General features: G+C 73.0%; 22 protein-coding genes and 1 riboswitch. Of the genes, 15 read left to right on the top strand and 7 right to left on the bottom strand.

The window, feature by feature from the left end:
- Positions 1-102: 102 nt before the first annotated feature.
- Both BJ961_RS08900 and BJ961_RS08905 read right to left on the bottom strand, forming a co-directional pair.
- Complete coding sequence (locus BJ961_RS08900; RefSeq protein WP_271320760.1) at positions 103-1,047, bottom strand: sucrase ferredoxin; 945 nt, start codon at positions 1,045-1,047, stop codon at positions 103-105.
- Between the two features lie 54 nt (positions 1,048-1,101).
- A complete protein-coding gene (locus BJ961_RS08905) occupies positions 1,102-2,388 on the bottom strand; it encodes a citrate synthase (RefSeq protein WP_271320761.1) in 1,287 nt (428 codons plus the stop codon).
- A 122-nt stretch (positions 2,389-2,510) separates the two neighbouring features.
- Here BJ961_RS08905 and BJ961_RS08910 point away from each other — a divergent pair, with 122 nt between their 5' ends.
- Entirely contained in the window at positions 2,511-3,683 is a 1,173-nt protein-coding gene (locus BJ961_RS08910; protein ID WP_271320762.1) for a citrate synthase/methylcitrate synthase, read from the top strand.
- A gap of 137 nt (positions 3,684-3,820) precedes the next feature.
- Here the strand turns inward: BJ961_RS08910 and BJ961_RS08915 are convergent, their stop codons facing one another.
- Entirely contained in the window at positions 3,821-4,057 is a 237-nt protein-coding gene (locus BJ961_RS08915; RefSeq protein ID WP_271320763.1) for a hypothetical protein, read from the bottom strand.
- Positions 4,058-4,272: 215 nt separating this feature from the next.
- The gene (locus tag BJ961_RS08920) at positions 4,273-4,824 is read right to left on the bottom strand and encodes a DUF6082 family protein (RefSeq protein ID WP_271320764.1); all 552 of its coding nucleotides are present in this window, start codon (positions 4,822-4,824) and stop codon (positions 4,273-4,275) included.
- 318 nt (positions 4,825-5,142) lie between these two features.
- Between BJ961_RS08920 and BJ961_RS08925 the strand changes: the two genes are divergently transcribed.
- A complete protein-coding gene (locus BJ961_RS08925; RefSeq protein WP_271320765.1) occupies positions 5,143-6,225 on the top strand; it encodes a CobW family GTP-binding protein in 1,083 nt (360 codons plus the stop codon).
- Positions 6,226-6,231: 6 nt separating this feature from the next.
- Here BJ961_RS08925 and BJ961_RS08930 read toward each other — a convergent pair whose 3' ends face one another.
- On the bottom strand, positions 6,232-8,688 hold the full coding sequence (locus BJ961_RS08930) for a DNA gyrase/topoisomerase IV subunit A (protein ID WP_271320766.1): 2,457 nt from the start codon (positions 8,686-8,688) through the stop codon (positions 6,232-6,234).
- 335 nt (positions 8,689-9,023) lie between these two features.
- Between BJ961_RS08930 and BJ961_RS08935 the strand changes: the two genes are divergently transcribed.
- The 4 genes from BJ961_RS08935 (at position 9,024) to BJ961_RS08950 (ending at position 13,772) form a co-directional block, all read left to right on the top strand.
- On the top strand, positions 9,024-10,412 hold the full coding sequence (locus BJ961_RS08935) for a M16 family metallopeptidase (RefSeq protein WP_271320767.1): 1,389 nt from the start codon (positions 9,024-9,026) through the stop codon (positions 10,410-10,412).
- Positions 10,409-11,797 (top strand): M16 family metallopeptidase, encoded by a 1,389-nt coding sequence (locus tag BJ961_RS08940; RefSeq protein WP_271320768.1) that lies wholly within the window; start codon positions 10,409-10,411, stop codon positions 11,795-11,797. Before BJ961_RS08935 ends, BJ961_RS08940 begins: the two co-directional genes overlap by 4 nt.
- Positions 11,798-11,988: 191 nt before the next feature.
- Positions 11,989-12,153: riboswitch (cyclic di-AMP (ydaO/yuaA leader) on the top strand.
- 12 nt (positions 12,154-12,165) lie between these two features.
- Positions 12,166-12,930 carry a M23 family metallopeptidase gene (locus BJ961_RS08945; protein WP_271320769.1) on the top strand — a complete coding sequence of 255 codons (765 nt, stop codon included), beginning with the start codon at positions 12,166-12,168 and terminating at the stop codon, positions 12,928-12,930.
- Between the two features lie 146 nt (positions 12,931-13,076).
- On the top strand, positions 13,077-13,772 hold the full coding sequence (locus tag BJ961_RS08950) for a GntR family transcriptional regulator (protein WP_271320770.1): 696 nt from the start codon (positions 13,077-13,079) through the stop codon (positions 13,770-13,772).
- A gap of 149 nt (positions 13,773-13,921) precedes the next feature.
- Here the strand turns inward: BJ961_RS08950 and BJ961_RS08955 are convergent, their stop codons facing one another.
- Entirely contained in the window at positions 13,922-14,203 is a 282-nt protein-coding gene (locus tag BJ961_RS08955; protein ID WP_003973180.1) for an HPr family phosphocarrier protein, read from the bottom strand.
- A 203-nt stretch (positions 14,204-14,406) separates the two neighbouring features.
- Between BJ961_RS08955 and BJ961_RS08960 the strand changes: the two genes are divergently transcribed.
- The 9 genes from BJ961_RS08960 to BJ961_RS09000 all read left to right on the top strand — a co-directional run bounded on the left by BJ961_RS08960 (position 14,407) and on the right by BJ961_RS09000 (position 25,822).
- A complete protein-coding gene (locus BJ961_RS08960) occupies positions 14,407-17,226 on the top strand; it encodes a bifunctional acetate--CoA ligase family protein/GNAT family N-acetyltransferase (RefSeq protein ID WP_271320771.1) in 2,820 nt (939 codons plus the stop codon).
- Between the two features lie 118 nt (positions 17,227-17,344).
- Positions 17,345-17,941 (top strand): DUF5998 family protein, encoded by a 597-nt coding sequence (locus BJ961_RS08965; protein ID WP_271320772.1) that lies wholly within the window; start codon positions 17,345-17,347, stop codon positions 17,939-17,941.
- A complete protein-coding gene (locus tag BJ961_RS08970; protein WP_271320773.1) occupies positions 17,941-19,134 on the top strand; it encodes an alkaline phosphatase family protein in 1,194 nt (397 codons plus the stop codon). The genes BJ961_RS08965 and BJ961_RS08970 overlap by 1 nt, the downstream gene beginning before the upstream one ends.
- Before the next feature lie 42 nt (positions 19,135-19,176).
- Positions 19,177-19,827 (top strand): thymidine kinase, encoded by a 651-nt coding sequence (locus BJ961_RS08975; protein ID WP_153177578.1) that lies wholly within the window; start codon positions 19,177-19,179, stop codon positions 19,825-19,827.
- A gap of 95 nt (positions 19,828-19,922) precedes the next feature.
- On the top strand, positions 19,923-21,185 hold the full coding sequence (locus BJ961_RS08980; protein ID WP_271320774.1) for a sensor histidine kinase: 1,263 nt from the start codon (positions 19,923-19,925) through the stop codon (positions 21,183-21,185).
- Positions 21,185-21,859: a response regulator gene (locus tag BJ961_RS08985; protein WP_271320775.1), complete on the top strand. Its 675-nt coding sequence runs from the start codon at positions 21,185-21,187 to the stop codon at positions 21,857-21,859. The genes BJ961_RS08980 and BJ961_RS08985 overlap by 1 nt, the downstream gene beginning before the upstream one ends.
- A gap of 170 nt (positions 21,860-22,029) precedes the next feature.
- Positions 22,030-22,461 (top strand): hypothetical protein, encoded by a 432-nt coding sequence (locus BJ961_RS08990; RefSeq protein ID WP_271320776.1) that lies wholly within the window; start codon positions 22,030-22,032, stop codon positions 22,459-22,461.
- Between the two features lie 23 nt (positions 22,462-22,484).
- A complete protein-coding gene (locus tag BJ961_RS08995) occupies positions 22,485-23,252 on the top strand; it encodes an ABC transporter ATP-binding protein (RefSeq protein ID WP_271320777.1) in 768 nt (255 codons plus the stop codon).
- Positions 23,249-25,822 carry an ABC transporter permease gene (locus BJ961_RS09000; RefSeq protein WP_271320778.1) on the top strand — a complete coding sequence of 858 codons (2,574 nt, stop codon included), beginning with the start codon at positions 23,249-23,251 and terminating at the stop codon, positions 25,820-25,822. Before BJ961_RS08995 ends, BJ961_RS09000 begins: the two co-directional genes overlap by 4 nt.
- A 30-nt stretch (positions 25,823-25,852) precedes the next feature.
- Here BJ961_RS09000 and BJ961_RS09005 read toward each other — a convergent pair whose 3' ends face one another.
- The gene (locus tag BJ961_RS09005; RefSeq protein ID WP_271320779.1) at positions 25,853-26,656 is read right to left on the bottom strand and encodes a VOC family protein; all 804 of its coding nucleotides are present in this window, start codon (positions 26,654-26,656) and stop codon (positions 25,853-25,855) included.
- Positions 26,657-26,884 lie beyond the last annotated feature (228 nt).

Here is a 26,884-nt window from a genome sequence, read left to right on the forward strand (position 1 = left end):
TCCCGGCGCTCTCGTGCCCGTCATGCCCGCGTGCCCGCCGCTCGCGTCGGCCGGCCGTGTGCGTCGGCGAGCCGACCTAGGTGGTCCGAGTGAGCCGGGAGGTCAGCTCGCCAGTGCCGCCGCCATCGACAGTTCGCGCACGGCGGTGATGTCCATGCGCGCCGGAGAGCCCAGCACCGAGGCTCCGCAGCTCTCCGGGCGCGGCGGTGACGATGCGTCCTGCACGACGGTGACGCGCCAGCGCCGGCCGTCGCCGTGGGCGAGGGTCACTTCCCAGCGCGGTGCGGCGCCGTCCGTGCGTACGACGGTCAGCGCCTGGGCCGCCTCCTCGCCGACGGCCAGGCGCAGGGCCAGCTCGGCCGCCTGGCCGGGACGCTCCCACGCGGAGTTCCCGCGGCAGCCCTCGACGACGATCCGGCCCTCCCGGGCACCGTGCAGGATCCCCTTGACGGCGTGGGCCTGGACCCGGCCGTACACGTATCCGTGGGGCAGTACGAGGACGGTCGGCGAGAAGCGGTGTCCGCCCAGGTGGGTGACTTCCCAGACGCCGTCGGTCCCCGACGCGGCGAGTTCGGCCGCCAGGGGCCTGCCGAGGAGTGCGCAGCAGCGGTCGCGCTTGCCGTTGGTGCAGACGAGGGCTAGCGGGTCGCCCAGGTGGGGAGCGCCGTCGAGCACCGAGTCGAAGGTGCGGTGGTCGCCCCGGCCCAGCGCCGCGAAGTCGAGGTCGAGAAGCCGGCGGGGATCCTCGACCGTGGTGCCGTGCAACCACACGTTCCCCGGCACGCCGTGCGCCGCGAACACCCTTCGCGCGGCGGGTGTGCCCCGATCCGCATGGCGCCCCGGGCGGCGCACGAGCGCCACGCGTACGCCCGTACCCTTCACCGCCGCCTCCAGGGCACGCCCCAGCACGGGGTCCAGGTGGCTCGAGGTGAGCGCCCTGGCGCCCCACGGGCCGGGCTGTTCGAGCAGCAACCAGGTCCTCGCGACGGGTGCGGTGCCGGAAACGGGCTCGTCGAGGTCCCAGGAGACGGCTGAGCACGTACTCACAGAGGTGAGCCTAACCTGACTTGCCTCGCGGTGACTTCCAGCCGCGCCCGAACGCTACTCCGGCAGGGGGCGCGGCGGCCTCGGACCCGAGTACAGACCGATCGGCCGCATGCGCAGCGGGCGCTCCCCGTACTCCTCCAGCGCGTGCGCGATCCAGCCCGCCGTACGGGCCACGGCGAAGATCGTCTCGGGCGCCGTGGGAGCCATGCCCGAGGACGCGGTGAGCACGGCGAGTGCCAGGTCGACGTTGGCGTGCAGGGGGGCGTGGCGGGCGGCGGTGGCCTGGATGTCCCGGGCCGCCGCGAGCGCGGGCGCCGCCCGGGGGATGCCCTCCAGGAGTGCGAACAGGGCACGCGCGCGTGGGTCCTCGCCCGGGTAGAGGCGGTGGCCGAGTCCAGGGATGCGCCGGCCCGCCCGCAACTCCTCCGCGACCACCGGAGCCGCGCTGCCCACTTCGAGCACCTCCTGCAGCATCCGGTGGGCCAGACCTCCGGCGGCGCCGTGCAGGGGGCCCTCGATCACGCCGAGCCCGGCGGACACGGCCGCGTAGGCGTGCGCCCGTGCCGACGCCGCGACGCGCACGGCGAGGGTGGAGGCCGCCAGATCGTGATCGACGAGGAGGCAGAGCGCCGTGTCGAGGGCGCGCAGGGCCGGTTCGTCGGCGGGCCGACCGCTGAGCCGCGTCCACAGGCGGTGGGAGAGCGGGTCCCGGTCGTGCCCGTCGCGCAGTACGGGCGGCAGCGCGGCGACGAGGGTGGGGATGAGGATGCGGGCCGTGCCCAGTACGGCGTCCTCGGAGAGGTCGAAACGGAGCGGGTCCGCGACCGCGGCGGCGGTCGCCGCGACACGCAGCCGGTCGGTGGGGCCGGCGTGCTCGGGGAGCGCGTCGGCGGCCCGGCGGGCGACGGCCACGGAGGTTTCGGGGGCGGAGAAGACGGTGCCGGGGCGCAACTGCCCCGTCCAGAGCCACTCGGCCACCTCCTCGTAGGTGTGGCGGGCGGCGAGGTCGACCGCGTCGACTCCCCGGTAGTAGAACCGGTCGCTCTCGATGAGCGTGAGGCGGGTCCGCACGGCCGCTTCCTGACCCGAGGGCGCGGAGGCGCCGCCGTCGCGTCGGTTGCGCCGGGCGAGGGCCCGCACCTCGCCCGCGTCGAAGGTGCTGCCCCGGCCGCCGGGCGCGCGCCGGCTGCCGAGCTGACCGCGGCTGACGTACGCGTACACGGTCTCGGGTTTCACACCGAGCAGTTCGGCGGTCTCCCTGGTGGTCAGGCGCGGCTCGCCGCGCTGGCTGTCCGCACCGTCCGGGCTGTCCGCAGGGTGTCCGGTGTCTTGATCGCGCATGAGGTCACCGTATCGATCGTGAAGGTCTGCCTTGAGCCACGCCGAGCCACGTGTTGATTCAATCAATATTGACAGAGCATCAGTCAAGTGTGGACAGTTGAATCAAGTTCGAGGAGGTAATCATGTCCGTCAACAGAACCGCGGCTGTCCCGACACTCGTCGAGGTACCGCGCGGGCTCGCCGGTGTCGTGGTGGCCGACACCGAGGTCGGCGACGTGCGGGGGCTCGAGGGCTTCTACCACTACCGTCAGTACTCGGCCGTCGAACTCGCACAGAGCCGCGGGTTCGAGGACGTCTGGCATCTCCTGGTCCACGGGGAACTCCCCGACGCCCGACACGGGGCCGCCTTCGCCGCCGAGACCGCGGCCATGCGGCGGCTGCCCGCCGCGGTGCGCGCGGCACTGCCCGGCATCGCTGCGGCCGGCGGTCGCTCCGGCCCACTCGCCGGGATGCGCACGGGGCTGTCCCTGCTGGGCGCGTCCCTGGGCTTCGGGCCCGTGTACGACCTGTCGGCCGACCAGCGCCGGCGGGACACCCTGGTGGCCGCCGCGGCCGTACCCACGCTGCTCACCGCGCTGCACCGGCTGGGCCGGGGACTCGAGCCCGTGGAGCCCCGCGAGGACCTGTCGTACGCGGCGAACTACCTCTACATGCTGACCGGCGAGGAGCCGGACGAGGGGCGCACGCGGGCGATCGAGCAGTACCTGATCTCCACCATCGACCACGGGTTCAACGCGTCCACCTTCACCGCGCGGGTCATCGCGTCGACGGGTGCGGACGTCGCGGCCTGCCTGACCGGTGCCGTGTCGGCGTTGTCCGGCTCGCTGCACGGCGGGGCGCCCAGCCGGGCGCTGGACACCCTGGACGCGATCGGCACGCCGGATCGCATCGACGGGTGGATCCGTGAACGGGTCCTCGCCGGTGAGCGCATCATGGGCTTCGGTCACGCGGTCTACCGCACGGAGGACCCGCGTTCCCGGATGCTCCGTGAGGTGGCACGGCGGTTCGGCGGCTCGCGCGTGGAGTTCGCCGTCGAGGTGGAGCGACAGGTCGAGGCGATCCTCGCGGAGCTGAAACCGGATCGTGAGCTGCACACCAACGTCGAGTTCTACGCGGGCGTGGTCATGGAACTGTGCGGTCTGCCCCGCGAGATGTTCACACCCACGTTCGCGGCGGCACGGGTGGTGGGCTGGAGCGCGAACATCCTGGAACAGGCCCACGACTCGAAGATCATCCGCCCGGCCGCCCGGTACGTGGGGCCGGGTGCGCCGGTCGGGGTGCCGGAGGTGGCCTGAGGGAGCACGAGCGGCCTGGTGCCGTTCGGGCGCCAGGCCTGGTCGGGGAGCGTCGAGCAAGGACGGGGTGCCGGATTGCTCGCCGGTGGTGGTGTCCGGCGCTGTGGCATGGGCGCGACCGGAGACACGTGGTGACGTCAGGCGTCGGGGATGTCCGCCTTGGCGCGGATGAGGGTCTCCCGGCTGATGACCACGATGCGTTCGTAGTCGGCGCGGGCGGCGTCGGCGGGCAGCTCACGCTCCAGCGCCTCGGTGGCCTCGGTGCCGATGACGGCGAAGTTGCCGTCGCTCAGTTCGAACACGTCGGGGCAGGTGGCTCCCGAGTTGCTCCCCCGGGCGCTGGGAGGCACACCGATGCGGCGCACGATCTTCAAGGTACCGTTCCTTATGACCAGAGCAGACTGCCGGAGAGCCTGCGGAGATGTGGCGAGCACACGGTACTGGTGTTCCTGAGACTCTCGCGGTTGGTCGACGGAATTCTCATTCCGGCGTGTCTCCCCCGTGTCCGCGTTGACCCCGCCCCGCCCCGCCCCGCCCCTCCCCGCCCCGGCGTGCCGGTGTCCACCTGTCCGGCGGGGGCGGGGCGCCGTCAGTCGACCGGCGGGTTGCCCACCACCCACCATTCGTCGGTGTCGGCCTCGTCGAGGTCCCTCACGAGCCCGTCGACCATCTGACCCACCTGCGCCTCCTCGGACGTCTCGCTCAGGGACGCGCGCATGGGCGCCGACGCCTCCCAGTACTCCCGGAAGACGGGACTCTGGAAGAACTCGCGCAGGTGACGGAAGAGTTCGTCCCGGTCCAGCAGCCCCGCCCGATGGGTGTGGTACAGGTACGTGTACCAGGCGTTGGCGTAGAGGAACTGGCGACGCCTCTCGGCCGGGATGCTCTTGTCGTAGGTGTCGATGACCTCCGCGAGCGAGGGGTCGTCCATGGCCCGGGTCAGCAACTCCCAGTGCATGCGCTGCTGATGCTGCAGTGACTTGTGCCGGATCGCCAGCTGCTCCAACTCCGTCCGCCGCTCTTCCAGGCGGATCTTGTCCAGCCGCCGCTGCCGCGCGGCCAGCGAGACTCCCGCCGTGGCGACCAGCATTCCAGCCGCGGCGGAGCCGAACCTCCCCGTGACGCTCTTCCGTGTGACCATGTCAACCCCCGAATCAGGCGACCGCCCGCCGGTCGTCGAGTGCGGGTCGGCTGACGGGGACCGGCGAGCGATGGGTGGTGCTGCCGCCTCCAGAGTGCCGAGCGGCGCTGACCGGCGGGGAGGCGGAGAGGAGGCGCACGGAGGGAAGCGAGGGTCGCACAGTCCGGCGCCTTGCCCAACGTCTGCCCAGCAAGAGCGGCTAACAATCGTTCACTCCGCGGGCACTCCGCCGGCTCGTATCCTGAGCCCGCAATTCCGTACATGGACGTACACCCGGCCGCGGGCCGGCGTACGCGTGGGTGAGAGAGAGGTCGCACGGTGGGCCAGCGCCCGACTCCGCAGCAGATCCCGGTCGTCGTACTCGCCGGATTCCTCGGCTCCGGGAAGACCACACTCCTCAATCACCTCCTCCACCGCAGCGGAGGCAGCCGCATCGGCGCCGTCGTCAACGACTTCGGCTCGATCGAGATCGACGCGATGGCCGTCGCGGGCGCCCTCGGCGACTCCACCGTGTCGCTCGGCAACGGATGCCTGTGCTGCGCCGTCGACGTCGGCGAACTCGACGGGTACCTGGAGCGCCTCGCCCGGCCCGAGGCCGGGATCGACGTCATCGTCATCGAGGCCAGCGGGCTCGCCGAACCGCAGGAACTGGTGCGCATGCTGCTCGCCAGCGAACAGCCGGAGGTCGTCTACGGCGGGCTCGTCGAGGTCGTCGACGCCGCCGAGTTCGACGACACCCGCGCCGGACACCCCGAGATCGACCGGCACCTGGCCCTCGCCGACCTGGTCGTGGTCAACAAGACGGACCGGGTCCACGACGCCGAGGGCGTACTCGCCCTGGTCCACTCGCTCGTCGACGGCGCCGCCGTCGTGCCGGCGACCTACGGCCGTATCGACCCCGAGTTCCTCTACGACTGCCGGCCGAGCGAGGAACGCGTGGGGCAGCTGTCCTTCGACGACCTGCACGACCACGCCGAGAGCGGCGCACACGCCGGGCACCTGCACGCCGCCTACGACACCCTGTCGTTCGTCTCCGACCTGCCGCTCGACCCGCGCCGGCTCATGCGCTTCCTCGACAGCCGGCCCGAGGGCCTGTACCGGATCAAGGGGTACGTCGACTTCGGCCCGTACGACACGCGGAACCGGTACGCCGTGCACGCCGTCGGACGCTTCCTGCGCTTCTACCCCGAGCCATGGACACCCGCCGACGCCGCCGACGTACGCCGCACCCAACTCGTCCTCATCGGCTCCGGCATCGACGCGGCCGCACTCGGCGAGGAACTGGACGCGTGCCGCCGGGACGCCGACGCCCCACCCGCCGACGAGCACGGCATGTGGGGCGTCCTGCGCTACGTACCGGACCGCGACGGCGAGGAGCCGTCCCGCGCCGACACTCCCTAGGCATTCCTAGGCCGGGCCCGCCACCACCGACACCGTCTTCGGCAGCGACACGCCCGAGCCGTCGCGCCGCGGGTCGATGTCCGGGAGCTGGGCCGGCGTGCCGTTCTTCTGCGCCGCGAGGGCCGGCACGGCACCCGCCCAGGCGAAGGCCAGGCAGTCCTCGCCCTTCAGGAAGCGCTGGCACCGCACACCACCCGTGGCGCGGCCCTTGCGCGGATACTGGTCGAACGGGGTCAGCTTGGCCGTGGTCTGCACCGAGTCGTCCAGGGTGCCGCGCGAACCGGCGACGGTGAAGACCACCGCCTCCGCGGCCGGATCCACCGCCGTGAAGGAGATGACCTTGGCACCGTCGGTGAGCTTCACGCCCGCCACACCGCCCGCCGGACGGCCCTGCGGGCGGACCTGCGAGGCCTGGTAGCGCAGGAGCTGCGCGTCGTCGGTGATGAAGACCAGGTCCTCGTCGCCCGTGCGCAACTCGGCGCCGCCGACGACGCGGTCCCCCTCCTTGAGGGCGATGACCTCCAACTCGTCCTTGTGGGAGGGATAGTCGGGCACCACCCGCTTGACGACGCCCTGTTCCGTGCCGAGTGCCAGGCCCGGCGAGGACTCGTCCAGCGTGGTCAGGCAGACGACGTCCTCGTCGCCCTCCAGGGACACGAACTCGGCCAGCGGTGCGCCGCCCGCGAGGTTCGGCGTCGGCATGGCCTCCGGAAGCTGGGGCAGATCCACGACGTTCACCCGCAGCAGACGCCCCGCGGACGTCACCACACCCACCTCTCCGCGCGCCGTGGCCGGCACCGCCGAGACGATCAGGTCGTGCTTGACGCGCTTGGCACCCGCCTCGGTGACGAGGGGCTCGCCGGTCGCGGTGCGGGCCAGCAGGCCCGTGGAGGACAGCAGCACCCGGCAGGGGTCGTCCGCCACCTGGAGCGGCACGGCGGCGACCGGGGCGCCGCTCGACTCCAGCAGCGTCGTACGGCGGTCGGTGCCGAACTTCTTGGCGACCGCCGCCAGTTCGGTGGAGACCAGCTTGCGCAGCTCGGTGTCCGAGTCGAGGATCCGGGTCAGCTCCTCGATCTCCGCGTTCAGCCGGTCCTTCTCGGACTCCAGCTCGATGCGGTCGAACTTGGTGAGCCGGCGCAGCGGCGTGTCCAGGATGTACTGCGTCTGGACGTCGCTCAGCGAGAAGCGCTCGATCAGGCGCTGCTTGGCCTGCGCGGAGTTCTCGCTGGAGCGGATGAGGCGGATGACCTCGTCGATGTCGACCAGGGCGGTGAGCAGCCCCTCCACCAGGTGCAGTCGGTCGCGCCTCTTGCTCCGGCGGAACTCGCTTCGGCGCCGTACGACGGTGAAGCGGTGGTCGAGGTAGACCTCCAGCAGCTCCTTGAGGCCCAGGGTGAGCGGCTGGCCGTCCACCAGGGCGACGTTGTTGATGCCGAAGGACTCCTCCATGGCCGTCAGCTTGTAGAGCTGCTCCAGGACCGCCTCGGGCACGAAGCCGTTCTTGATCTCGATGACCAGGCGCAGCCCGTGCTCGCGGTCGGTGAGGTCCTTGACGTCCGCGATGCCCTGGAGCTTCTTCGAGCCGACCAGGTCCTTGATCTTCGAGATGACCTTCTCCGGGCCGACCGCGAAGGGCAGCTCCGTGACGACCAGGCCCTTGCGGCGGGCCGTCACCGTCTCCACGGACACCGTGGCGCGGATCTTGAACGTGCCGCGGCCCGTCTCGTACGCGTCCCGGATGCCGGGCAGACCGACGATCCGGCCACCGGTGGGCAGGTCGGGGCCCGGCACGAGCTTCATCAGCGCGTCGAGGTCGGCGTTCGGGTACCGGATCAGGTGCCGGGCCGCCGCGATCACCTCGCGCAGGTTGTGCGGCGGCATGTTCGTGGCCATGCCGACCGCGATCCCCGAGGCGCCGTTGACCAGCAGGTTCGGGAAGGCGGCGGGCAGCGCCACCGGCTCCCGCTCCTGGCCGTCGTAGTTGGGCGCGAAGTCGACGGTGTCCTCGTCGATGGACTCCGTCATCAGCCCGGCGGCCTCGGCCATCCGGCACTCGGTGTACCGCATGGCGGCCGGCGGGTCGTCGTTGCCCAGCGAGCCGAAGTTGCCGTGGCCGTCCACCAGGGGCACGCGCATCGAGAACGGCTGGGCCATGCGCACCAGGGCGTCGTAGATCGAGGCGTCGCCGTGCGGGTGCAGCTTGCCCATGACCTCGCCCACGACACGGGCGCACTTCACATAGCCGCGCTCGGGCCGCAGGCCCATCTCGTTCATCTGGTACACGATGCGGCGGTGCACCGGCTTGAGGCCGTCGCGGGCGTCCGGCAGCGCGCGGGAGTAGATGACCGAGTACGCGTACTCGAGGAAGGAGCCCTGCATCTCGTCGACGACGTCGATGTCGAGGATCTTCTCCTCGTACGAGTCGTCGGGCGGCGGGGTCTTCGTACTACGGCGGGCCATCGCTGCCGGCTCCTTGCTGAAGCGTGAACGGTGATCTGACGCCGTCCATTGTGGACTGCGGCACTGACAGCGACCGACCAGGACCCGTCACGGGCTGCCGGCCCGGCGCTGCCCGCAGGGTACGCCCTCGCCCCGGGTCGCCGTCCCCGGCGGCCCGCCAACCGCGTTCTCGCTCTCGGCGTACGAGGTCCGGGAACTCCACCGGCGGCCCGCACGCTTGCATACAGTGGCAGGACCGGCGGAATCCCGCAGTTCCGCCCCATGATTCACCCAGTGATTCACCTAGTGACTCACCCAGTGATTCCACCAAGGATTTCGCGATCGAAGGGATGCACATGCCCATGGGTCACACGGCCACAGCCCAGGCAGGCTCCGGCGGCCTGACAGCGACCGAGCACCGCCTGGCCAACGGCCTGCGCGTGGTGCTCTCCGAGGACCACCTGACCCCGGTCGCGGCGGTGTGCCTCTGGTACGACGTCGGCTCGCGCCACGAGGTCAAGGGGCGCACCGGTCTGGCTCACCTTTTCGAGCACCTCATGTTCCAGGGCTCCGCCCAGGTCAAGGGCAACGGCCACTTCGAGCTGGTCCAGGGCGCCGGCGGCTCCCTCAACGGCACCACCAGCTTCGAGCGGACCAACTACTTCGAGACCATGCCCGCCCACCAGCTGGAGCTGGCCCTCTGGCTGGAGGCCGACCGCATGGGCTCCCTGCTGGCGGCCCTCGACGAGGAGTCGATGGAGAACCAGCGGGACGTCGTCAAGAACGAACGCCGCCAGCGCTACGACAACGTCCCCTACGGCACGGCCTTCGAGAAGATGACCGCCCTCGCCTACCCGGAGGGCCACCCCTACCACCACACGCCGATCGGCTCGATGGCCGACCTGGACGCGGCGACCCTGGAGGACGCGCGCGCGTTCTTCCGCACCTACTACGCGCCGAACAACGCGGTGCTGTCGGTCGTCGGAGACATCGACCCCGAGCAGACGCTCGCCTGGGTCGAGAAGTACTTCGGCTCCATCGCCTCGCACGACGGAAAGCAGCCTCCCCGGGACGGCTCGCTGCCCGACGTCATGGGCGGCCAACTGCGCGAGGTCGTCGAGGAGGAGGTCCCCGCCCGCGCCCTGATGGCGGCCTACCGCCTGCCGGAGGACGGCACGCGCGCGTGCGACGCGGCCGACCTGGCCCTCACCGTCCTGGGCGGCGGCGAGTCGTCCCGTCTCTACAACCGGCTCGTACGCCGCGACCGCACGGCCGTCGCCGCCGGGTTCGGCCTGCTGCGGCTCGCCGGGGCACCCTCCCTGGGGTGGCTGGACGTGAAGACGTCCGGCGACGTCGAGGTGCCGGTCATCGAGACCGCCGTCGACGAGGAACTGGCCCGGTTCGCCGAGGAGGGCCCCACGCCCGAGGAGATGGAGCGCGCCCAGGCCCAGCTCGAGCGCGAGTGGCTCGACCGGCTGGGCACCGTCGCGGGCCGCGCCGACGAACTGTGCCGCTACGCCGTCCTGTTCGGCGACCCGCAGCTCGCCCTCACCGCCGTGCGGCGGGTGCTGGAGGTGACCGCGGAGGAGGTCCAGGAGGTCGCCAAGGCCCGCCTGCGCCCCGACAACCGCGCGGTGCTCGTCTACGAGCCCACCGCCCCCACCGCCGAGAACGACGCCGACGAGACCACCGTCACCGTCTCCGCGACCGACGCCACCGACGAGAACGAGGAGGCGGCCAAGTGACCGAGCTCGCCACCATGGAATTCCACGCGCAGCCGCAGGCCGGGGAGCCCAAGCCGTGGGCGTTCCCCGCCCCCGGGCGCGGCAGTCTCGGCAACGGCCTCACCGTGCTGCGCTGCCACCGCCCCGGCCAGCAGGTCGTCGCCGTCGAGGTGCTCCTGGACGCCCCGCTGGACGCCGAGCCGGCCGGACTCGACGGCGTCGCCACCATCATGGCGCGCGCCTTCTCCGAGGGCACCGACAAGCACTCCGCCGAGGACTTCGCGGCCGAGCTGGAGCGCTGCGGCGCCACCCTGGACGCGCACGCCGACCACCCCGGCGTCAGACTGAGCCTGGAGGTGCCCGCCTCGCGCCTCGCCAAGGCCCTCGGCCTGCTCGCCGACGCCCTCAGGGCGCCCGCGTTCGCGGACGGCGAGGTCGAACGGCTGGTGCGCAACCGGCTCGACGAGATCCCGCACGAGCTGGCCAACCCCGCCCGCCGGGCCGCCAAGGAACTCTCCAGGGAGCTTTTCCCCGCCGACGCGCGCATGTCGCGACCGCGCCAGGGCACCGAGGAGACGGTCGAGGCCATCGACTCGGCCGCCGTGCGCGCCTTCTACGAGCGGCACGTCCGCCCCGCCACGGCCACCGCCGTGGTCGTCGGCGACCTCACCGGCGTCGACCTCGACGCGCTGTTCGGCGCCACCCTGGGCGCGTGGACCGGCTCGGCCGCCGAACCGCGCCCCGTGCCCCCGGTGACCGCGGACGACCGCGGCAGGGTCGTCATCGTCGACCGTCCGGGCGCCGTCCAGACGCAGCTGCTGATCGGCCGCACCGGCGCCGACCGGCACGACCGCGTCTGGCCCGCGCAGGTGCTCGGCACCTACTGCCTCGGCGGCACCCTCACCTCCCGCCTGGACCGTGTCCTGCGCGAGGAGAAGGGCTACACCTACGGTGTCCGGGCGTTCGGGCAGGTCCTGCGTTCCGCGCCGGACGGCACGGGCGCCGCGATGCTCGCCATCAGCGGCTCCGTCGACACCCCCAACACCGGCCCCGCGCTCGACGACCTGTGGACGGTGCTGCGCAAGCTCGCCGCCGAGGGACTCACCGACGCCGAGCGCGATGTGGCGGTGCAGAACCTGGTGGGCGTCGCTCCGCTGAAGTACGAGACGGCGGCGGCCGTGGCGGACACGCTCGCCGACCAGGTCGAGCAGCACCTGCCCGACGACTTCCAGGCGACGCTCTACCGTCAACTCGCCGCCACGGGCACGGTGGAGGCCACCGCGGCGGTCGTCAACGCCTTCCCGGTGGACCGCCTCGTGACGGTCCTCGTCGGTGACGCCGCGCAGATCAGGGAGCCCGTCGAGGCCCTCGGCATCGGCGAAGTCACCGTGGTGGCCGCCGAGTAGCGGCACGCGCGTGAGGCGGCCCTGGTGACCGATGTGTCACCAGGGCCGCCGTTTGTCCGGATTGGGAGAGTGATCGCCTGTCTGCCCTGTGGCGTGCGCTACAAAATGCCTGTTGCGTTTGAGGATTGAACGCAGCCGCGTTTAGCGTCATCCGGGCTGTTCGTCAGGCAGTGCGCCGCACCCGCGGCACCGGACAGTCATCGCCGAGTCCCCGTACGGCGCGAGCCAGGGGAGCCGGGGACCCATCGCAGTCCCTGGGGTGAATCGGACGCCCGCGCGTGCAGCGAGGGGGTCCGTAGGAGACCTTCCACCTCCGAACCCGTCAGCTAACCCGGTAGGCGAGAGGGAAGGAAAGGACAAGCCTCTACATGGCGTTCACGCGCGCCACCGGGAAGCACCGCCGTCCAGGCCGGGTGCACCGCAGCACCGCCCGCGCGGCGGGAGTCGCGGCCCTCGCCACCACCGGCGTCGTCGGCACCCTCGCGGCTCCGGCGCTCGCCGCCGAGCCCGAGGTGGAGCAGAGCGGACTCACCCCGGTCGTCACCATCGGCGACTCCATAGCCGACGAGGTCGACGCCCAGGCCGTCGCCCAGGAGCAGGCGGCCGCGGACGCCGCCGCCCGCGAGGCGGCCCGGGAAGCGGCCCGCGAGCGGGCGGCCGAGGCGGCCAAGGAGGCGCACGAGGCCAAGGAGCGCGCCGCGCGTGAGGCGGAGCGCAAGCGCCTCAACACCTTCGTCGCGCCGATCACCGCCTCATACGTCTCCACGGCGTACCAGGCCGGCAGTTCTCTGTGGTCCTCCGGCAGCCACACCGGCATCGACTTCCACGCCTCCAGCGGCACCTCCGTGCACGCCGTCGGCGTCGGCACCGTCGTCGAGGCAGGCTGGGGCGGGGCGTACGGCAACCAGGTCGTGATCAAGATGCACGACGGCACGTACACGCAGTACGGGCACCTGTCGTCCATCGGCGTCTCGGTCGGCCAGTCGGTCGAGCCCGGCCGGCAGATCGGCATCTCCGGCGCCACCGGCAACGTCACCGGGCCCCACCTGCACTTCGAGGCCCGTACGAGCCCCGAGTACGGTTCGGACATGGACCCCGTCGCCTATCTCCGCTCCCACGGCGTGAACATCTGACAACGGCATCCGAAAGACCCCGGCTTCACGAGCCGGGGCTTTTCGCATTTAATGGCGCTTGACTGGGCCGCCAGTCGCCGGGTGCGCGTTCATCGGTGACGTTTCGCGGGGGAAGTCGACGTTCGACGGGGAAAGGGAGGGCGGTCATGCGTATTCCGGCGCATTCGGTGTGCACGGCGATCCGGGACGACATCGTCACCGGCGTCCACGGCCGCGGGAGCCGGCTCACTGAGGAACTCCTCGCCCGCCGTTACGGCGTCTCCCGCGTACCGGTCCGTGAGGCCCTGCGCACGCTGGAGGCCGAGGGCTTCGTGGTGACCCGGCGACACGCGGGCGCGTGCGTCGCGGAACCGACCGAGCGGGAGGCCGCCGACCTGCTGGAGGCGCGTGCGCTGCTGGAGCCGCTCGGCGCCTCCCGGGCCGCCCGGCGGCACACCGAGGCCCACCTCAAGGTGTTGCGCGGGCTGGTCAGGCTGGGGCAGGAGCGGGCCAGGCAGGGCACCGGGGAGGACCTGCGCTCCCTGGGCGGCTGGTTCCACGAGACCCTCGCCCAGGCGACCGGCAGTCCCTCGCTGACGGCGCTGCTGACCCAGCTCCACCACAAGATCGCCTGGATGTACGTGGTGGAGGCGCAGTCCGGTCCGGTGGAGTACTGGGCGGAGCACGGCGCGATCGTCGACGCGGTGGCCCGCGGGGACGGCGAACGCGCGCGTGCGCTGATGGCGCTGCACACCGAGCGCTCGGCGTCCGCGCACCGGCTGCGCTTCGCCTCCGGCGACGGACGGGCCAAGCGCGTGAGGAATGCGCAACATCCCGTAAACACGACCGGACTGCGGCGGTAACACGGGCGCCGTATACAAAGGAGAGGAATTCCGGACGCGTTTCCGGAGTCCGTCGAATATGCGGGCGGCGCCTGAAAGCGGAGGCTCCGGACAGGAAATGCGAAAGGCCCGTCCGGTGCTCCCGGCGGGCCTTTCGGTGCTGCTGTCCGTCAGACGGTCTCGGGAAGCTCCTCGAGCCCCTCGGCGACCAGCTTCGCCAGCCGCTCCAGGGCGGCTTCCGCGCCCTCGGCGTCGGAGGCGAGCACGATCTCCTCGCCGCCCTGGGCGCCGAGGCCGAGGACGGCCAGCATGGAGGCCGCGTTGACGGGGGAACCGTCGGCCTTGGCGATCGTCACCGGGACGCCTGTGGCCGTGGCGGCTCGGACGAAGATGGAGGCGGGGCGGGCGTGGAGACCCTCGGCCCAGCCGACGTTGACGCGGCGCTCAGCCATGTGATGCTGCCCTTCAGGTGTTCAGAGGGGGTTTGAAGTTGTCTAGACCAGTCTTGTCTAGACCAGTTTCCCACACGTGAAGCGTTCCCGGGACGGCCCGTGTGCCGCCCCGTGCGGTCGTCGGACCGCGGCCTCGGTCCGAGCTCCCGTCCCCCACAGACTGCCCCGCGCCGTTGTCGTACGCGAGCCGTACTGTGGGGGCCATGCAGACCTCGTCGGACCGGCACGAGTACCCCGCCCACTGGGAAGCCGACGTGGTGCTGCGCGACGGCGGCACCGCGCGCGTCCGCCCCATCACCGTTGATGACGCCGAGCGCCTGGTCAGCTTCTACGAGCAGGTCTCCGACGAGTCGAAGTACTACCGCTTCTTCGCGCCGTACCCTCGCCTGTCCGCCAAGGACGTCCACCGCTTCACGCACCACGACTTTGTGGACCGGGTGGGACTCGCGGCCACCATCGGCGGCGAGTTCATCGCCACCGTACGCTACGACCGGATCGGCCCCGGCGGAACACCCGCCGCCTCCCCGGCCGACGAGGCCGAGGTCGCCTTCCTCGTCCAGGACGCCCACCAGGGCCGGGGCGTCGCCTCCGCGCTCCTCGAACACATCGCCGCCGTCGCCCGCGAGCGCGGCATCCGCCGCTTCGCCGCCGAGGTGCTGCCCGCCAACACCAAAATGATCAAGGTGTTCATGGACGCCGGGTACACCCAGAAGCGGAGCTTCGAGGACGGTGTGGTCCGCCTGGAGTTCGGTCTCGAACCCACCGACCGCTCGCTCGCCGTGCAGTACGCGCGCGAGCACCGCGCGGAGGCCCGCTCCGTCCAGCGGCTGCTGCAGCCCGGCTCGGTCGCCGTCGTCGGCACCGGCCGCACCCCCGGCGGCGTCGGCCGCAGCATCCTCGGCAACATCCGGGACGCGGGCTACGCGGGCCGGCTGTACGCCGTGAACAGTGCCTTCCCCGAGGAGCGCAAGGAACTCGACGGGGTCCCGGCGTGCCGCTCCGTGCGCGACATCGACGGGCCCGTCGACCTCGCCGTCGTCACCGTGCCCGCCGAGCACGTCCCGGACGTCGTCGCGGAGTGCGGCGAGCACGGCGTGCAGGGACTGGTGGTGATCTCCGCCGGTTACGCCGACAGCGGCCCCGAGGGACGCGAACGCCAGCGCGCCCTCGTGCGGCAGGCGCGCACCTACGGCATGCGGATCATCGGGCCCAACGCCTTCGGGATCATCAACACCTCCCCCGACGTGCGGCTCAACGCCTCCCTCGCCCCCGAGATGCCGCGCCCCGGCCGGATCGGCCTGTTCGCCCAGTCCGGCGCCATCGGCATCGCCCTGCTCTCCCGGCTGCACCGGCGCGGCGGCGGGGTCACCGGCCACACCGGCGTCTCCACCTTCGTCTCCTCCGGCAACCGCGCCGACGTCTCCGGCAACGACGTGCTGCAGTACTGGTACGACGACCCGGAGACCGACGTCGCCCTGATGTACCTGGAGTCCATCGGCAACCCGCGCAAGTTCACCCGCCTGGCCCGGCGGACCGCGGCCGCCAAGCCCCTGGTCGTCGTGCAGGGCGCCCGGCACGGCGGCGTGGCACCCCAGGGGCACGCCGTACGGGCGACACGGCTGCCGCACGCGACGGTCTCCGCGCTGCTGCGGCAGGCCGGCGTGATCCGGGTCGACACCATCACCGACCTGGTCGACGCGGGGCTGCTGCTCGCCCGCCAGCCGCTGCCCCCCGGACCGAGGGTGGCCATCCTGGGCAACTCGGAGTCCCTGGGACTGCTCACCTACGACGCGTGCCTGTCCGAGGGCCTGCGCCCGCAGCCCCCGCTGGACCTGACGACGGCCGCCTCGGCCGACGACTTCCACGCGGCCCTGTCCCGCGCCCTGGCCGACGACACGTGCGACGCGGTCGTCGTCACCGCCATCCCGACGGTGGGGGAGGGGGCCGCCGGGGACGCCGCGCTGGCGGAGGCCCTGCGCTCGGCGGCGGCCGCGGTCCCCACCAAGCCGGTCCTCGTGGTCCACGTGGAGCTGGGCGGCCTGGCGCAGGCCCTGTCCGCGGCGGCGAGCACCGCCCCGCAGGCCGCCCCCGGCCCCGCCGAGGAGGCCCTGCCCGCCGCCCCGGCCCAGTCGCCGCCCGCCGTCCGGGCCCCGGAGGGGACCCACCTCATCCCCGCCTACCCCGCCGCAGAGCGGGCCGTCCGCGCTCTCGGCGAAGCCGTCGCCTACGCGCAGTGGCGGCGCGACGCCGCCGACCCCGGCAAGGTCCCGGAGTACGACGACATCGACGAGAAGGGCGCCGCCGAGCGCATAGCGGGGCACCTCGCGCGCGGGCAGGGGCTCACCCTCGGCGGCGAGGAGACCTGCGACCTGCTCGGCAGGTACGGAGTCCACGTCCACCGCGCCCTGCCCGCCCCCACCCCAGACGACGCTACGGCCGCCGCGCGGACCATCGGCTACCCCGTCGCCCTCAAGGCCACCGCCCCGCACCTGCGCCACCGCGCCGACCTGGGCGGCGTACGCCTCGACCTCGCGGACGAGGAGCAACTGCGCAGGGCCTACGCCGAATTGACCGAGCTGTTCGGCAGGCCCGCGGAGCTGCGCCCGGTGGTGCAGGGCATGGCCCCGCGCGGCGTCGACACGGTCGTGCGGGCGGTCATCGACCCGGCGGCCGGCGCGGTGCTCTCCTTCGGCCTCGCCGGCGCCGCCACCCAACTGCTCGGCGACATGGCGCACCGGCTGATCCCGGTCACCGACCGGGACGCCACCTCGCTCATCCGTTCGATCCGCACGGCGCCGCTCCTCTTCGGCTGGCGCGGCTCGGCCCCCGTCGACGCCGCCGCCCTGGAGGAGCTGCTGCTGCGGGTCTCGCGGCTGGTCGACGACCATCCGGAGGTCGTCGCGGTCACCCTCGAACCGGTCGTGGTCGCCCCGGACGGCCTGAGCGTCCTCGGCGCCTCCGTGCGCCTCGCGCCCCCTCCCGCCCGGGACGACCTGGGCCCCAGGACCCTGCCGGCGTACTGACCCGCCGCGGCCCGGCGGCGACCCGGGCACCGCCCGAGGACGACCTGAGCAGGGCCCGAGCACGGTCCGGGACGGGTACCCGCAGGAGCGTCCCTCGCAGTCATTGGGTCCCCGTAGGATGGACGGCATGGCCAAGACCAGTACGACGACCCAGGGGCTGCGAGCGGCGATCGAGCGCAGCGGCTACTACCCGGCCCTCGTGGCCGAGGCGGTGGAGGCCGCCGTGGGCGGCGAGCCCGTGCGGTCGTACCTGGTCCACCAGGAGACGACGTTCGACCAGAACGAGGTGCGCCGGCACGTGACCGTGCTGGTGCTCACCGGCAACCGCTTCATCGTCAGCCACACCGACGAGCAGGCCGCCGACGACACCTCCCCGACGCCGTACGCCACGACGTCCACGGAGTCCGTCAAGCTCGGCCGGATCTCGTCCATCGTCGTCAGCCGCGTCGTCGCCAACCCCGAGAAGTACAAGCCGGGCACGCTGCCCCGCGAGATCGTGCTCACCATCGGCTGGGGCGCCGTCTCCCGCCTCGACCTGGAGCCCGCCGCCTGCGGCGACCCCAACTGCGAGGCCGACCACGGCTACACGGGCAGCTCCACGGCCGACGACCTCAGCCTGCGCGTCAGCGAGGCCGGGGACGGCCCCGAGACGGTGCGCCAGGCGCTCGCCTTCGCCCAGGCCCTCTCCGAGGCGACCGCGGACTCCACACGCTGATGGCGCAGTACACCGCCTGGGACACCCACCCGGAACCGCTCCCCGTCGACTCCGCCCCCGTACCCGAGTACGGCACGGGTTCGCTCGCCGACCTGCTGCCCACCCTGGCCGCCGGCCTCGGCGTCCCCGGCATGACCGCGGGCATCACCGAACTGACCCCCGCCGACCGCAACTGCGTCTTCCTCATCGACGGCCTCGGCTGGGAGCAACTGCGCGCGCACCCGGACGACGCCCCCTTCCTCAGCTCCCTCCTGGAGAGCTCGCGGGGCGGCACCGGACGTCCGATCACCGCCGGCTACCCGGCGACCACGGCGACCTCCCTCGCCTCCGTCGGCACCGGCCTGCCGCCGGGCGCCCACGGCCTGCCCGGCTACACCGTGCGCAATCCGGACACCGGCGCGCTGATGAACCAGCTGCGCTGGCAGCCGTGGACCGCACCGGGCCCCTGGCAGCCGTACCCCACCGTCTTCGGCCTCGCCCACGAGGCGGGCGTGCACGCCGCCCAGGTCTCCTCGCCCACCTTCGCGAACACCCCGCTGACCAAGGTCGCGCTCAGCGGCGGCGAGTTCCACGGACGCCTGTCCGGCGAGGACCGCATGGACTGCGCCGCCGAGCAGCTGGCCCGCGCCGACCGCGCCCTCGTCTACACGTACTACGCCGAGGTCGACGGCGCCGGACACCGCTTCGGCGTCGACTCCGACACCTGGCGCGGGCAGCTCGGCCACGTCGACCGGCTCGTCCAGCGCCTCGCCGAGCAACTGCCGCCGCGCAGCGCCCTGTACGTCACCGCCGACCACGGCATGATCGACGTGCCCTTCGACGAGGACCACCGCATCGACTTCGACGAGGACTGGGAGCTGAAGGCGGGCGTCGCCCTCCTCGGCGGCGAGGGCCGCGCCCGGCACGTCTACGCCGTCCCCGGCGCCCGGAACGACGTGCTGACCTGCTGGCGCGAGGTGCTCGGCGAGCAGTTCTGGGTGGCGTCCCGGGACGAGGCGATCGCCGCGGGCTGGTTCGGTCCCCGCATCGACGACCGGGTCCACGAGCGCATCGGCGACGTGGTCGCCGCCGCGCGCGACGACGTCCTGCTCATCGCCTCCGAGCGCGAACCCAAGGAGTCGGCGATGGTCGGCAATCACGGTTCGATGACCCCTGCCGAGCAGCTCGTCCCGCTGCTCGAAGTACGCTCCTGACCGCTCCCGCCCCCCTCGCTGCCGAAAGGTGCTCAACCCCTCATGCCCGAGCTGGTGTTCTTCTCCGGAACGATGGACTGCGGGAAGTCGACACTGGCTCTCCAGATCGAGCACAACCGCTCGGCGCGCGGACTGGCCGGCATGATCTTCACCCGTGACGACCGCGCGGGCGAGGGCAAGCTCTCCTCCCGCCTCGGCCTCGTCACCGACGCCGTGGAGGTCGGGGACGGCCAGGACCTCTACGCCCACGTCGTCGACCACCTCTCCCAGGGCGGCCGGGTGGACTACGTGATCGCGGACGAGGCGCAGTTCCTCGCGCCGGACCAGATCGACCAGCTCGCGCGCGTGGTCGACGACCTCGACGTCGACGTGTACGCCTTCGGCATCACCACCGACTTCCGCTCCAAGCTCTTCCCCGGCTCCCAGCGCCTGGTCGAACTCGCCGACCGCGTCGAGGTGCTCCAGGTGGAGGCCCTGTGCTGGTGCGGAGCCCGCGCCACGCACAACGCCCGCACCGTGGGCGGCGTCATGGTCGTCGAGGGCGCCCAGGTGGTCGTCGGCGACGTCGCCCAGTCTCCCGACGAGATCGGCTACGAGGTGCTGTGCCGCCGCCATCACCGGCGCCGTACGACCGCGGCGACGGCCCGCGCGGCGGCGCTGTCGCCCGACGTGCTGCCGGTGTCGTCCGGTTGACGCGTGATGCTTCGTCAAGTTCTCGCGGCAGCGGGTAACTTGAAGGCGGACGGCCACGCGGTGGGGGCTGCTGCCGCAGGAGAAGGGTGCGACGGTTGACCGAGGAGAGGACGGCGTCGGTCCCGTCCGCCTGGATGGCGCTGTCCGTCCGGTACGGACGTGCCGTCGCCCGGGCCTGCGACCTGGGCGTCGCGCTGGTGGTCCTGGCCGCGGCGAACTACTACGACGGCGCGTACGACCTGCTGCTGGGCGCGCTGATGGCCCTGTGCCTGCTGGCCCGCAGACGGCACCCCGGCACCGTGATGGCGGTCGTCCTGGCGCTGGGCGTCGCCCAACTCCTCCTGTACGACCTGCCCGACCCGCCGCTGGCCTCGGCGCCCGCCGCGTACGACGTCGCCGTGCTGTTCGCCATGATGTCGGTCGTCCACCATTCCCGGACCACCTGGATGCCGTATGCCGCCGGCGCCGCGGTGCTGCTGGCCACGGCGGCCGGCACGGTGGGGGCGCCGACCCTCGGCATCGAGCCGTTCGTCGATCTCGAAGCGCTGGGCGTCTACTGGGGACTGACACTGACGGTCTGGCTGACGGCCTTCGCCCTGCACACGCGACGCCTCTACGCCGAGAGCCAGACCGCCCGCGCCTGGCACGCCGAGCGGGAGCAGGAGCAGCGGATCCGGCTGGCCGCGACCAGGGAGCGGGCCGAGATCGCCCGTGAGCTGCACGACGTCGTGGCGCACAGCCTGGCCGTGATGATCCTCCAGGCCGACGGTGCCGGGTCCGTGCTGCGCAAGTCGCCGGACATGGCGGAGTCCGCGCTGAAGACGATCGCCGCCACGGGCCGGGACGCGATCGACGACATGCACCGCATCGTCCGCGTGCTGCGCGAGGGCAACCAGGACTCCGGCGGCTCGGACCCGGGCGCCCCGGACTCCGCAGCCGACGGCTCGCCACGGCGCCTGATCACCCTCGACGAGATCGAGGTCGTCGCCGAACGCGCACGGACCGCCGGGCTGACCGTGGACGTGTCGGTCGAGGTCGGCGAGGGACGGCTGGCACCGGCGGAGGAGATGACGGCCTTCCGGATCGTCCAGGAGTGCCTCACCAACGTGCTCCGCCACGCCGGAGCGGGGGCCGGGGTCGACATCCGGCTCGAGGAGGAACACGGCACGCTGCTGATCGGTGTGGTCGACGACGGAGCGGGCACCCTCGCCGGCCGCGGCGTCGGCGGGCACTCCGGAGGCAACGGGCTCGTGGGCATGCGGGAACGGGTGGAGCTCGTCGGCGGCAGCTTCGAGGCCGGCCCCCGGCTCGGCAGCGGATGGCACGTACGTGCCTCGATACCGACAAGGACGCGGTGATGACGCAGGCAGGCGGACCGATCCGGGTGGCCGTGGTGGACGACCAGCCGCTGATCCGGGCCGGGTTCTCGATGGTGCTGGCGGGCCAGGACGACATCGAGGTCGTCGGTGAGGCGGAGAACGGGGCGGACGCGCTCGACCTGCTGCACAGGGTCGAGGCGGACGTCGTCATCATGGACATCCGGATGCCCGTCATGGACGGCATCCAGGCCACCGAGCAGCTGATGCGGCGGGAGAACCCGCCGGGCGTGCTGGTGCTGACCACCTTCGACAACGACGAGGACGCGTTCGCGGCGCTGCGCGCCGGGGCGGGCGGCTTCCTGCTGAAGAACGCCCCGGCCACGGAGGTCGTGAACGCCATCCGCGTCCTGGCCGCCGGGGAGTCGGTGGTGGCGCCGCGCATCACCCGGCTGCTCCTGGACCGGGTCTCGGACCGGCTGGCACCGACGAACGGCCAGGCCGAACGGCTGGACTCCCTCACCGCCCGCGAACGGGACGTACTCGCCCTGGTCGCCCGGGGGCTGTCCAACGCCGAGATCGCGGCCGACCTGTACGTCGCGCAGGCCACGGTGAAGACGCACCTGGGCAACCTCATGGCGAAACTGCACCTGCGGGACCGCGCCCAGGCCGTCGCGTTCGCCTACGAGTCCGGGCTGGTCCGGCCCTCCCCCTGAGGGTGCAGAAGCGCCCTGGGCTCCTGCACCCGGGGGCGCAGACGCGGCCCCGCCCGGCGCCCCAGATCCGCCGCGGCCGATCTCCGATTCATGGCCGATCTCCGCGGGGCCGCCGAACTCCAGACTTCTCACTGCCGCCGAACGCGGCCGAGAAGCCACTGGAGGACCCGATGAACGCCACGCCCACCACCCGGAACCGCAAGCGCAACCGCCTCGTCCTCAGCGCGGCCTCGGCCGTGGTCGTCGCCGCCCTGGCCGCCGGGGCCGCCTTCTGGTGGCAGGGCCGCGACGAGGTCAGCCAGGCGTCCGCCGAGGACTGCCGGCTGGCGCAGAGCATCGTCACCGAGGCCGAGGAGATCTCCACCGCTCCCGCGCCCGACGCGGAGAAGTGGTGGCGGAAGACCGGCGACACGCGCCGCGCGAAGATGAAGGACGGCTACCTCGGAGCCAAGATCTCCCAGTACGAGGGGTGGGCGCTCGCGACCGCCCAGAAGTCCCCCGAAGCGCCGTCCGCGAAGGACGTGGAGAACCTCCAGGACGAGGCACGGGGACACTGCTCGGACTCGGGGGTCACCCTCTCCATGCCGCCGCTCGGCTCCTGACCCGGATCGCGAGAGCCGCCGCCATGGCTGTCCGCACCGCCGTCCGCAGCCGCACACCCGACGACGTCATCACCACCACCGCCCTGGTGAAGACCTACCGTCAGGGCACCGCCGAGGTGCGGGCCCTGGACGGGGTGTCCGTCGGTGTCCGGCGTGCCCGGTTCACCGCCGTCGTCGGCCCCTCGGGTTCGGGGAAGTCCACCCTGATGCACTGCGCCGCCGGACTCGACACCGTCACCTCCGGCAGCATCGTCCTGGACGGAACGGAGCTCACCGGGCTGTCCGACCGGCAGCTGACCCGGGTGCGCCGGGAGCGGATCGGGTTCGTCTTCCAGTCGTTCAACCTGCTGCCCCAGCTGACCGCCCACGAGAACATCGTGCTGCCCGTCACCATGTCCGGCGGGCGCCCGGACCACGACTTCGTGGACCACCTCTGCGAAGTCCTGGGCATCGCCCACCGGGCGGCCCACCGCCCGGCCGAGCTGTCCGGCGGGCAGCAGCAGCGGGTCGCCGTGGCCCGGGCGCTGGTGGCCCGGCCCGCCGTGGTCTTCGCCGACGAACCCACCGGCAACCTCGACTCCCGGGCCGGCGCCGAAGTCCTCACCATGCTGCGCCGGTCCGTCGACGACCTCGGCCAGACGGTCGTCATGGTCACCCATGACCCGGCGGCCGCGCGGTACGCGGACCGGGTGCTCACACTCGAGGACGGACGCGTCGTGAAGGACGAGCACACCACACCCCGCGTGCGGGGCGCCGCCCTCCCCTCCGACACCGCGGGGAGGCGGGCATGAGCACCCCGTGGCGTGCGACCGTCCTCGGCTCCCAGGTGGCGGAACTCCTGAGGCGGCCCGGCCGGTTCACGGCGACCGGACTGTCGCTGCTGATCGCGGCGTTCGTCGTCTTCGGGGCCGTCATGGCCCAGCAGATCGTCACCGCGACCGTCGTCGAGAAGTTCCGCGGGACCCCCGAAACGGTGTCGCTGGTGGTCACGCCCGGCGGCGACGGCAAGGACCTCGGCGAGGCAGGCCTGCGCGCGGTCCGCAGGACGCCCGGGGTCACCGAGGCCGTCGGCCGGATGGAGGGCGGCTCCCCGCTGGACGGCAGCGCCGTCGAACGCTACCTCGGCCTGTCCGCGGACCCGGGCACGGGAGCCCTGGCCAAGGTCCGGCTGCTCGACGGCACCTACCCCGGCGGACCGGGCCTGCTCGCCGTCAACACGCAGGCCGCGCGGGAGTACGGTCTCGCTCCCGGATCGTCGCTCACATTGCTCCGGCCCGAACCCGACGGCGAAGGCACCCGACGGGTGACGGTCGAGGTCAGCGGCGTCGTCCGCAGCACCGCCACGAACGACGCCGAGCCCACGGGGTACGCCCCCGGCCCCGAACTCGGGCGGCTGCTCGGCGTGTCGGCGTACTCCCGCATCGATGTCCGCACCGACGTCGGTACCGACCTCCGCACCGACGGACGCGTCGCGGAGCTGACGGAGCGGATCCGGCAGGCGGTGCCCGGAGCGCTGGTGCGCTCCGGGGACGCGGTGCGGAAGGAGGAGGCCCGCGAGGCGGTGGCGGAGGCGAAGGACACCCTTGAGCTGGTCACCGTCTTCCTCGTCGTCGCCGTCGGCGCGGCCGTTCTCGTCGCGACGTCCACCTTCCGCATCGTCTTCGCCAGACGCGTGCGCCAGTTGGCGCTGCTGCGTGCCATCGGGGCGACCTCGCGGCGACTCGCCGCCGCGCTCGTCGTCGAAGGGGCGGTGGTCGGCCTGCTGGCCGGCGTGGCCGGGGTACTGGCGGCCTGGGGCTGCGGGCGCCTCGTCCCCCCGGTCGCCGGACGGTTCGGGCACGAGCTGTTCGCCCCGTCCCGCCTCCCGCCGGCGGAGGCCGTTCTCACCGTTCTCGGCACCGGACTGCTGGCGGTCCTGGCGGTTCTGGCCCCGTCCCTGACCGCCTCACGGGTCTCCCCGCTGCACGCCCTGCGGAGCGCGGCGTCCGGAGAGGGCGCGGGGAGCGGCGTCGGGCGGACCCTGCTCGGCCTGCTGTGTGCGGCGGGCGCCGCGCTGCTCGCCCGGCAGCAGTACTCCGGGCTGCCCCAGCCGGGCGACACCGGGTACGACCGGTTCGGGGCGCTGACCGGCGTGGTGCTCTCGGGCGGGTTGGCCTTCCTGGCCCTGATCGCCCTCGGCCCCCGGCTGGTCCGGCCGGTGCTGTCGGCCGTCGCCGTGCCACTGCGCCGCACCGGTGCCGCCGGCCGGCTCGCGGTCGCGGGCGTCGGGGGAGCGCCGGGCAGGGCGGCCTCCGTATCGGTCGTCGTCGCCCTCGGCGTCTGCCTGGTCGGCTCGGCCCTGACCTGCCTCGCCTCCCTGAACGCCTACGAACGGTACCGGCAGGCGGTGGAGGCACCCGCCGACTTCCGCCTGTACGCGAGGGACAGCGAGACCCTGGACCGGTCGCTGGCCGCCGATCTGGCCTCGCACCCCGAGCTCTCCGACGTGACCGCGTTCCGCGCGGTGGAGGTCGTCGAGGGCACGCGCGGCGCGACGATCTCCGACCTCGACCTCGGCGGCGTCCGCTCCGGCGTGAGCCTGACCGCCCGTACCGGCTCCCTCGACCACCTCGAACCCGGCCACGTCGTCGTGGACGCCGACCACGCCCACCGGCTCGGCGTCCGGGCCGGCGACCGCGTGACGCTCACGTACGGGGGCCGACCCGTCCAGCTCACCGTGGCGGCGACGCTGCCCGGAGCCGGTCCCTACGGAGGGAACTTCTTCGTCCCCGCCGCGGATCTCACCCGCCTGGGAGTGGACGCGGCGCCCACCGCGGTCACCGCCGACGCCTCGGAGGACGGCGTTCGGGGGCGGACACGCGCGCAGCGGGCCGTCACCGACACGTTGACCGGCCCGGAGCGCGGCGAGGGCCGCGTCATCGCCGAGGCCGCGGGCGGCCGGGCCGGGGAGTCGGACGACCTGGAGACGACGGCCACGACGGTGATCCTGGTCCTGGGGCTGACGGTCCTGGTGGCGGTCGTCGGAGTGGCGACCACGGCGGGGCTCACCGTCGTTGAGCGGGGGCGTGAGTTCGGGCTGTTGCGTGCCCTCGGGCTCAGCGGGGCGGCCGTGCACCGCATGGTCACGGTGGAGTGCGCGCTGTACGGCGTCCTGGGCGGAGTCCTGGGGCTGGCCCTCGGCGTGCCGTACTCCTGGCTGGTGGTCCGTGTCGCTCAGACCAGCGCCCCGTTCAGCGTGCCGGCCGGGCAGCTCGCGGCGGTCTTCGCCGCCCTCGTCCTGCTGACCGCCGCCGCGGGAACACTGCCCGCGCTCAGCGCCTCCCGGACCTCGCCGACGGTCGCCGTGGCCCGGAGCGAGTAGCCGGGGGGCGGGCGCGGCGGACTCGACGCCTCACCGCCGGCCGCACAACAGGGAGAACCGCGCCCCCTCCGGATCCGCCACCTCGGCCACCCGGCCGTGGGGCGTGTCCCGGGCCGGTGCGAGGACGTGCCCGCCCAGGGCGACGAGCCGCCGCAGGGACTCGTCCGTGTCGGCCACCTCGAAGTACGTCGTCCAGTGCGGCCCCCGGTCGCGCGGCAGGGCGTCGGCGACACCGTGGACGCCGGCGACGGGGCGGCCGTCGAGACGGAGCGTCACGCGGTCGCGGTCGGTGGGGGCCTCCGGGACCACGTCGAAGCCGAACACCGTCTCGTAGAACTTCGCGACGTTCGCCGTCTCGTACGTCAGCAGCTCGTTCCACGCCGGTGTGCCCGGGACACCGGCGATCGCCGTGCCGAGGTGCGCGGCCGCCTGCCAGATGCCGAAGACGGCGCCCGAGGGATCGGAGCCGAGGGCCATGCGGCCGGCCTCGGCGGCGTCCAGGGGGCCGACGCCGACCGTCCCACCGCACGAGCGCACCGTTTCGGCGGTCCGGTCGACGTCGTCCGAGGCGAAGTAGGGCGTCCAGGCGGTGGGCAGTTGCCGGTCCGGGGGGAGCTGCCCGATGCCTGCCACCTCGCGCCCGTCGAGCAGCGCCCGCGCGTAGGGACCGAGTTGCTGGGGGCCGGGCCGGAACTCCCAGCCGAACAGGGCACCGTAGAAGTCGTGCGTGGCGGCCGGTCCGTGCACCATCAGACTCACCCAGCAGGGCGTGCCGGGCGTACGCCGGGCGGGCGTCTCGCCGATCCGGCTGTCCGATCCCCGTGCGTCGGTCATCGTCACTCTCTTCTCGGCCCTTCGCGGGCCGTGCGTCCGCTTCCGCTCCGACGGGCCCGCGCGACCGCTGCCGGCACCGGACCCCGGTGCGTGCTTCGGGTGTGCTCGCTCACGTGGGGCAGCCCGCCCGGCGGGTCAGTACAGGATGTGTCCGAACCCGTACGCGTCGTGATCGGTACTGTCCGGCGGGCAGAGTAGCCCGACATCGACGCCTCGGCCACTCGGTAC

Source organism: Streptomyces lienomycini, assembly GCF_027947595.1.
Taxonomy (GTDB): Bacteria; Actinomycetota; Actinomycetes; order Streptomycetales; family Streptomycetaceae; genus Streptomyces; species Streptomyces lienomycini.

What these genes read in the sequence shown, in the direction of transcription:
- BJ961_RS08945 (WP_271320769.1), top strand. Translation starts at nt 12,166, where the DNA reads ATGGCGTTCACGCGCGCCACCGGGAAGCACCGCCGTCCAGGCCGGGTG.
- BJ961_RS08905 (WP_271320761.1), bottom strand. Translation starts at nt 2,388, where the DNA reads ATGCGCGATCAAGACACCGGACACCCTGCGGACAGCCCGGACGGTGCG.
- BJ961_RS08920 (WP_271320764.1), bottom strand. Translation starts at nt 4,824, where the DNA reads ATGGTCACACGGAAGAGCGTCACGGGGAGGTTCGGCTCCGCCGCGGCT.
- BJ961_RS09005 (WP_271320779.1), bottom strand. Translation starts at nt 26,656, where the DNA reads ATGACCGACGCACGGGGATCGGACAGCCGGATCGGCGAGACGCCCGCC.
- BJ961_RS08955 (WP_003973180.1), bottom strand. Translation starts at nt 14,203, where the DNA reads ATGGCTGAGCGCCGCGTCAACGTCGGCTGGGCCGAGGGTCTCCACGCC.
- BJ961_RS08935 (WP_271320767.1), top strand. Translation starts at nt 9,024, where the DNA reads ATGCCCATGGGTCACACGGCCACAGCCCAGGCAGGCTCCGGCGGCCTG.
- BJ961_RS08995 (WP_271320777.1), top strand. Translation starts at nt 22,485, where the DNA reads ATGGCTGTCCGCACCGCCGTCCGCAGCCGCACACCCGACGACGTCATC.
- BJ961_RS08910 (WP_271320762.1), top strand. Translation starts at nt 2,511, where the DNA reads ATGTCCGTCAACAGAACCGCGGCTGTCCCGACACTCGTCGAGGTACCG.
- BJ961_RS08985 (WP_271320775.1), top strand. Translation starts at nt 21,185, where the DNA reads ATGACGCAGGCAGGCGGACCGATCCGGGTGGCCGTGGTGGACGACCAG.
- BJ961_RS08950 (WP_271320770.1), top strand. Translation starts at nt 13,077, where the DNA reads ATGCGTATTCCGGCGCATTCGGTGTGCACGGCGATCCGGGACGACATC.
- BJ961_RS08990 (WP_271320776.1), top strand. Translation starts at nt 22,030, where the DNA reads ATGAACGCCACGCCCACCACCCGGAACCGCAAGCGCAACCGCCTCGTC.
- BJ961_RS08975 (WP_153177578.1), top strand. Translation starts at nt 19,177, where the DNA reads ATGCCCGAGCTGGTGTTCTTCTCCGGAACGATGGACTGCGGGAAGTCG.
- BJ961_RS09000 (WP_271320778.1), top strand. Translation starts at nt 23,249, where the DNA reads ATGAGCACCCCGTGGCGTGCGACCGTCCTCGGCTCCCAGGTGGCGGAA.
- BJ961_RS08960 (WP_271320771.1), top strand. Translation starts at nt 14,407, where the DNA reads ATGCAGACCTCGTCGGACCGGCACGAGTACCCCGCCCACTGGGAAGCC.
- BJ961_RS08930 (WP_271320766.1), bottom strand. Translation starts at nt 8,688, where the DNA reads ATGGCCCGCCGTAGTACGAAGACCCCGCCGCCCGACGACTCGTACGAG.
- BJ961_RS08965 (WP_271320772.1), top strand. Translation starts at nt 17,345, where the DNA reads ATGGACGGCATGGCCAAGACCAGTACGACGACCCAGGGGCTGCGAGCG.
- BJ961_RS08970 (WP_271320773.1), top strand. Translation starts at nt 17,941, where the DNA reads ATGGCGCAGTACACCGCCTGGGACACCCACCCGGAACCGCTCCCCGTC.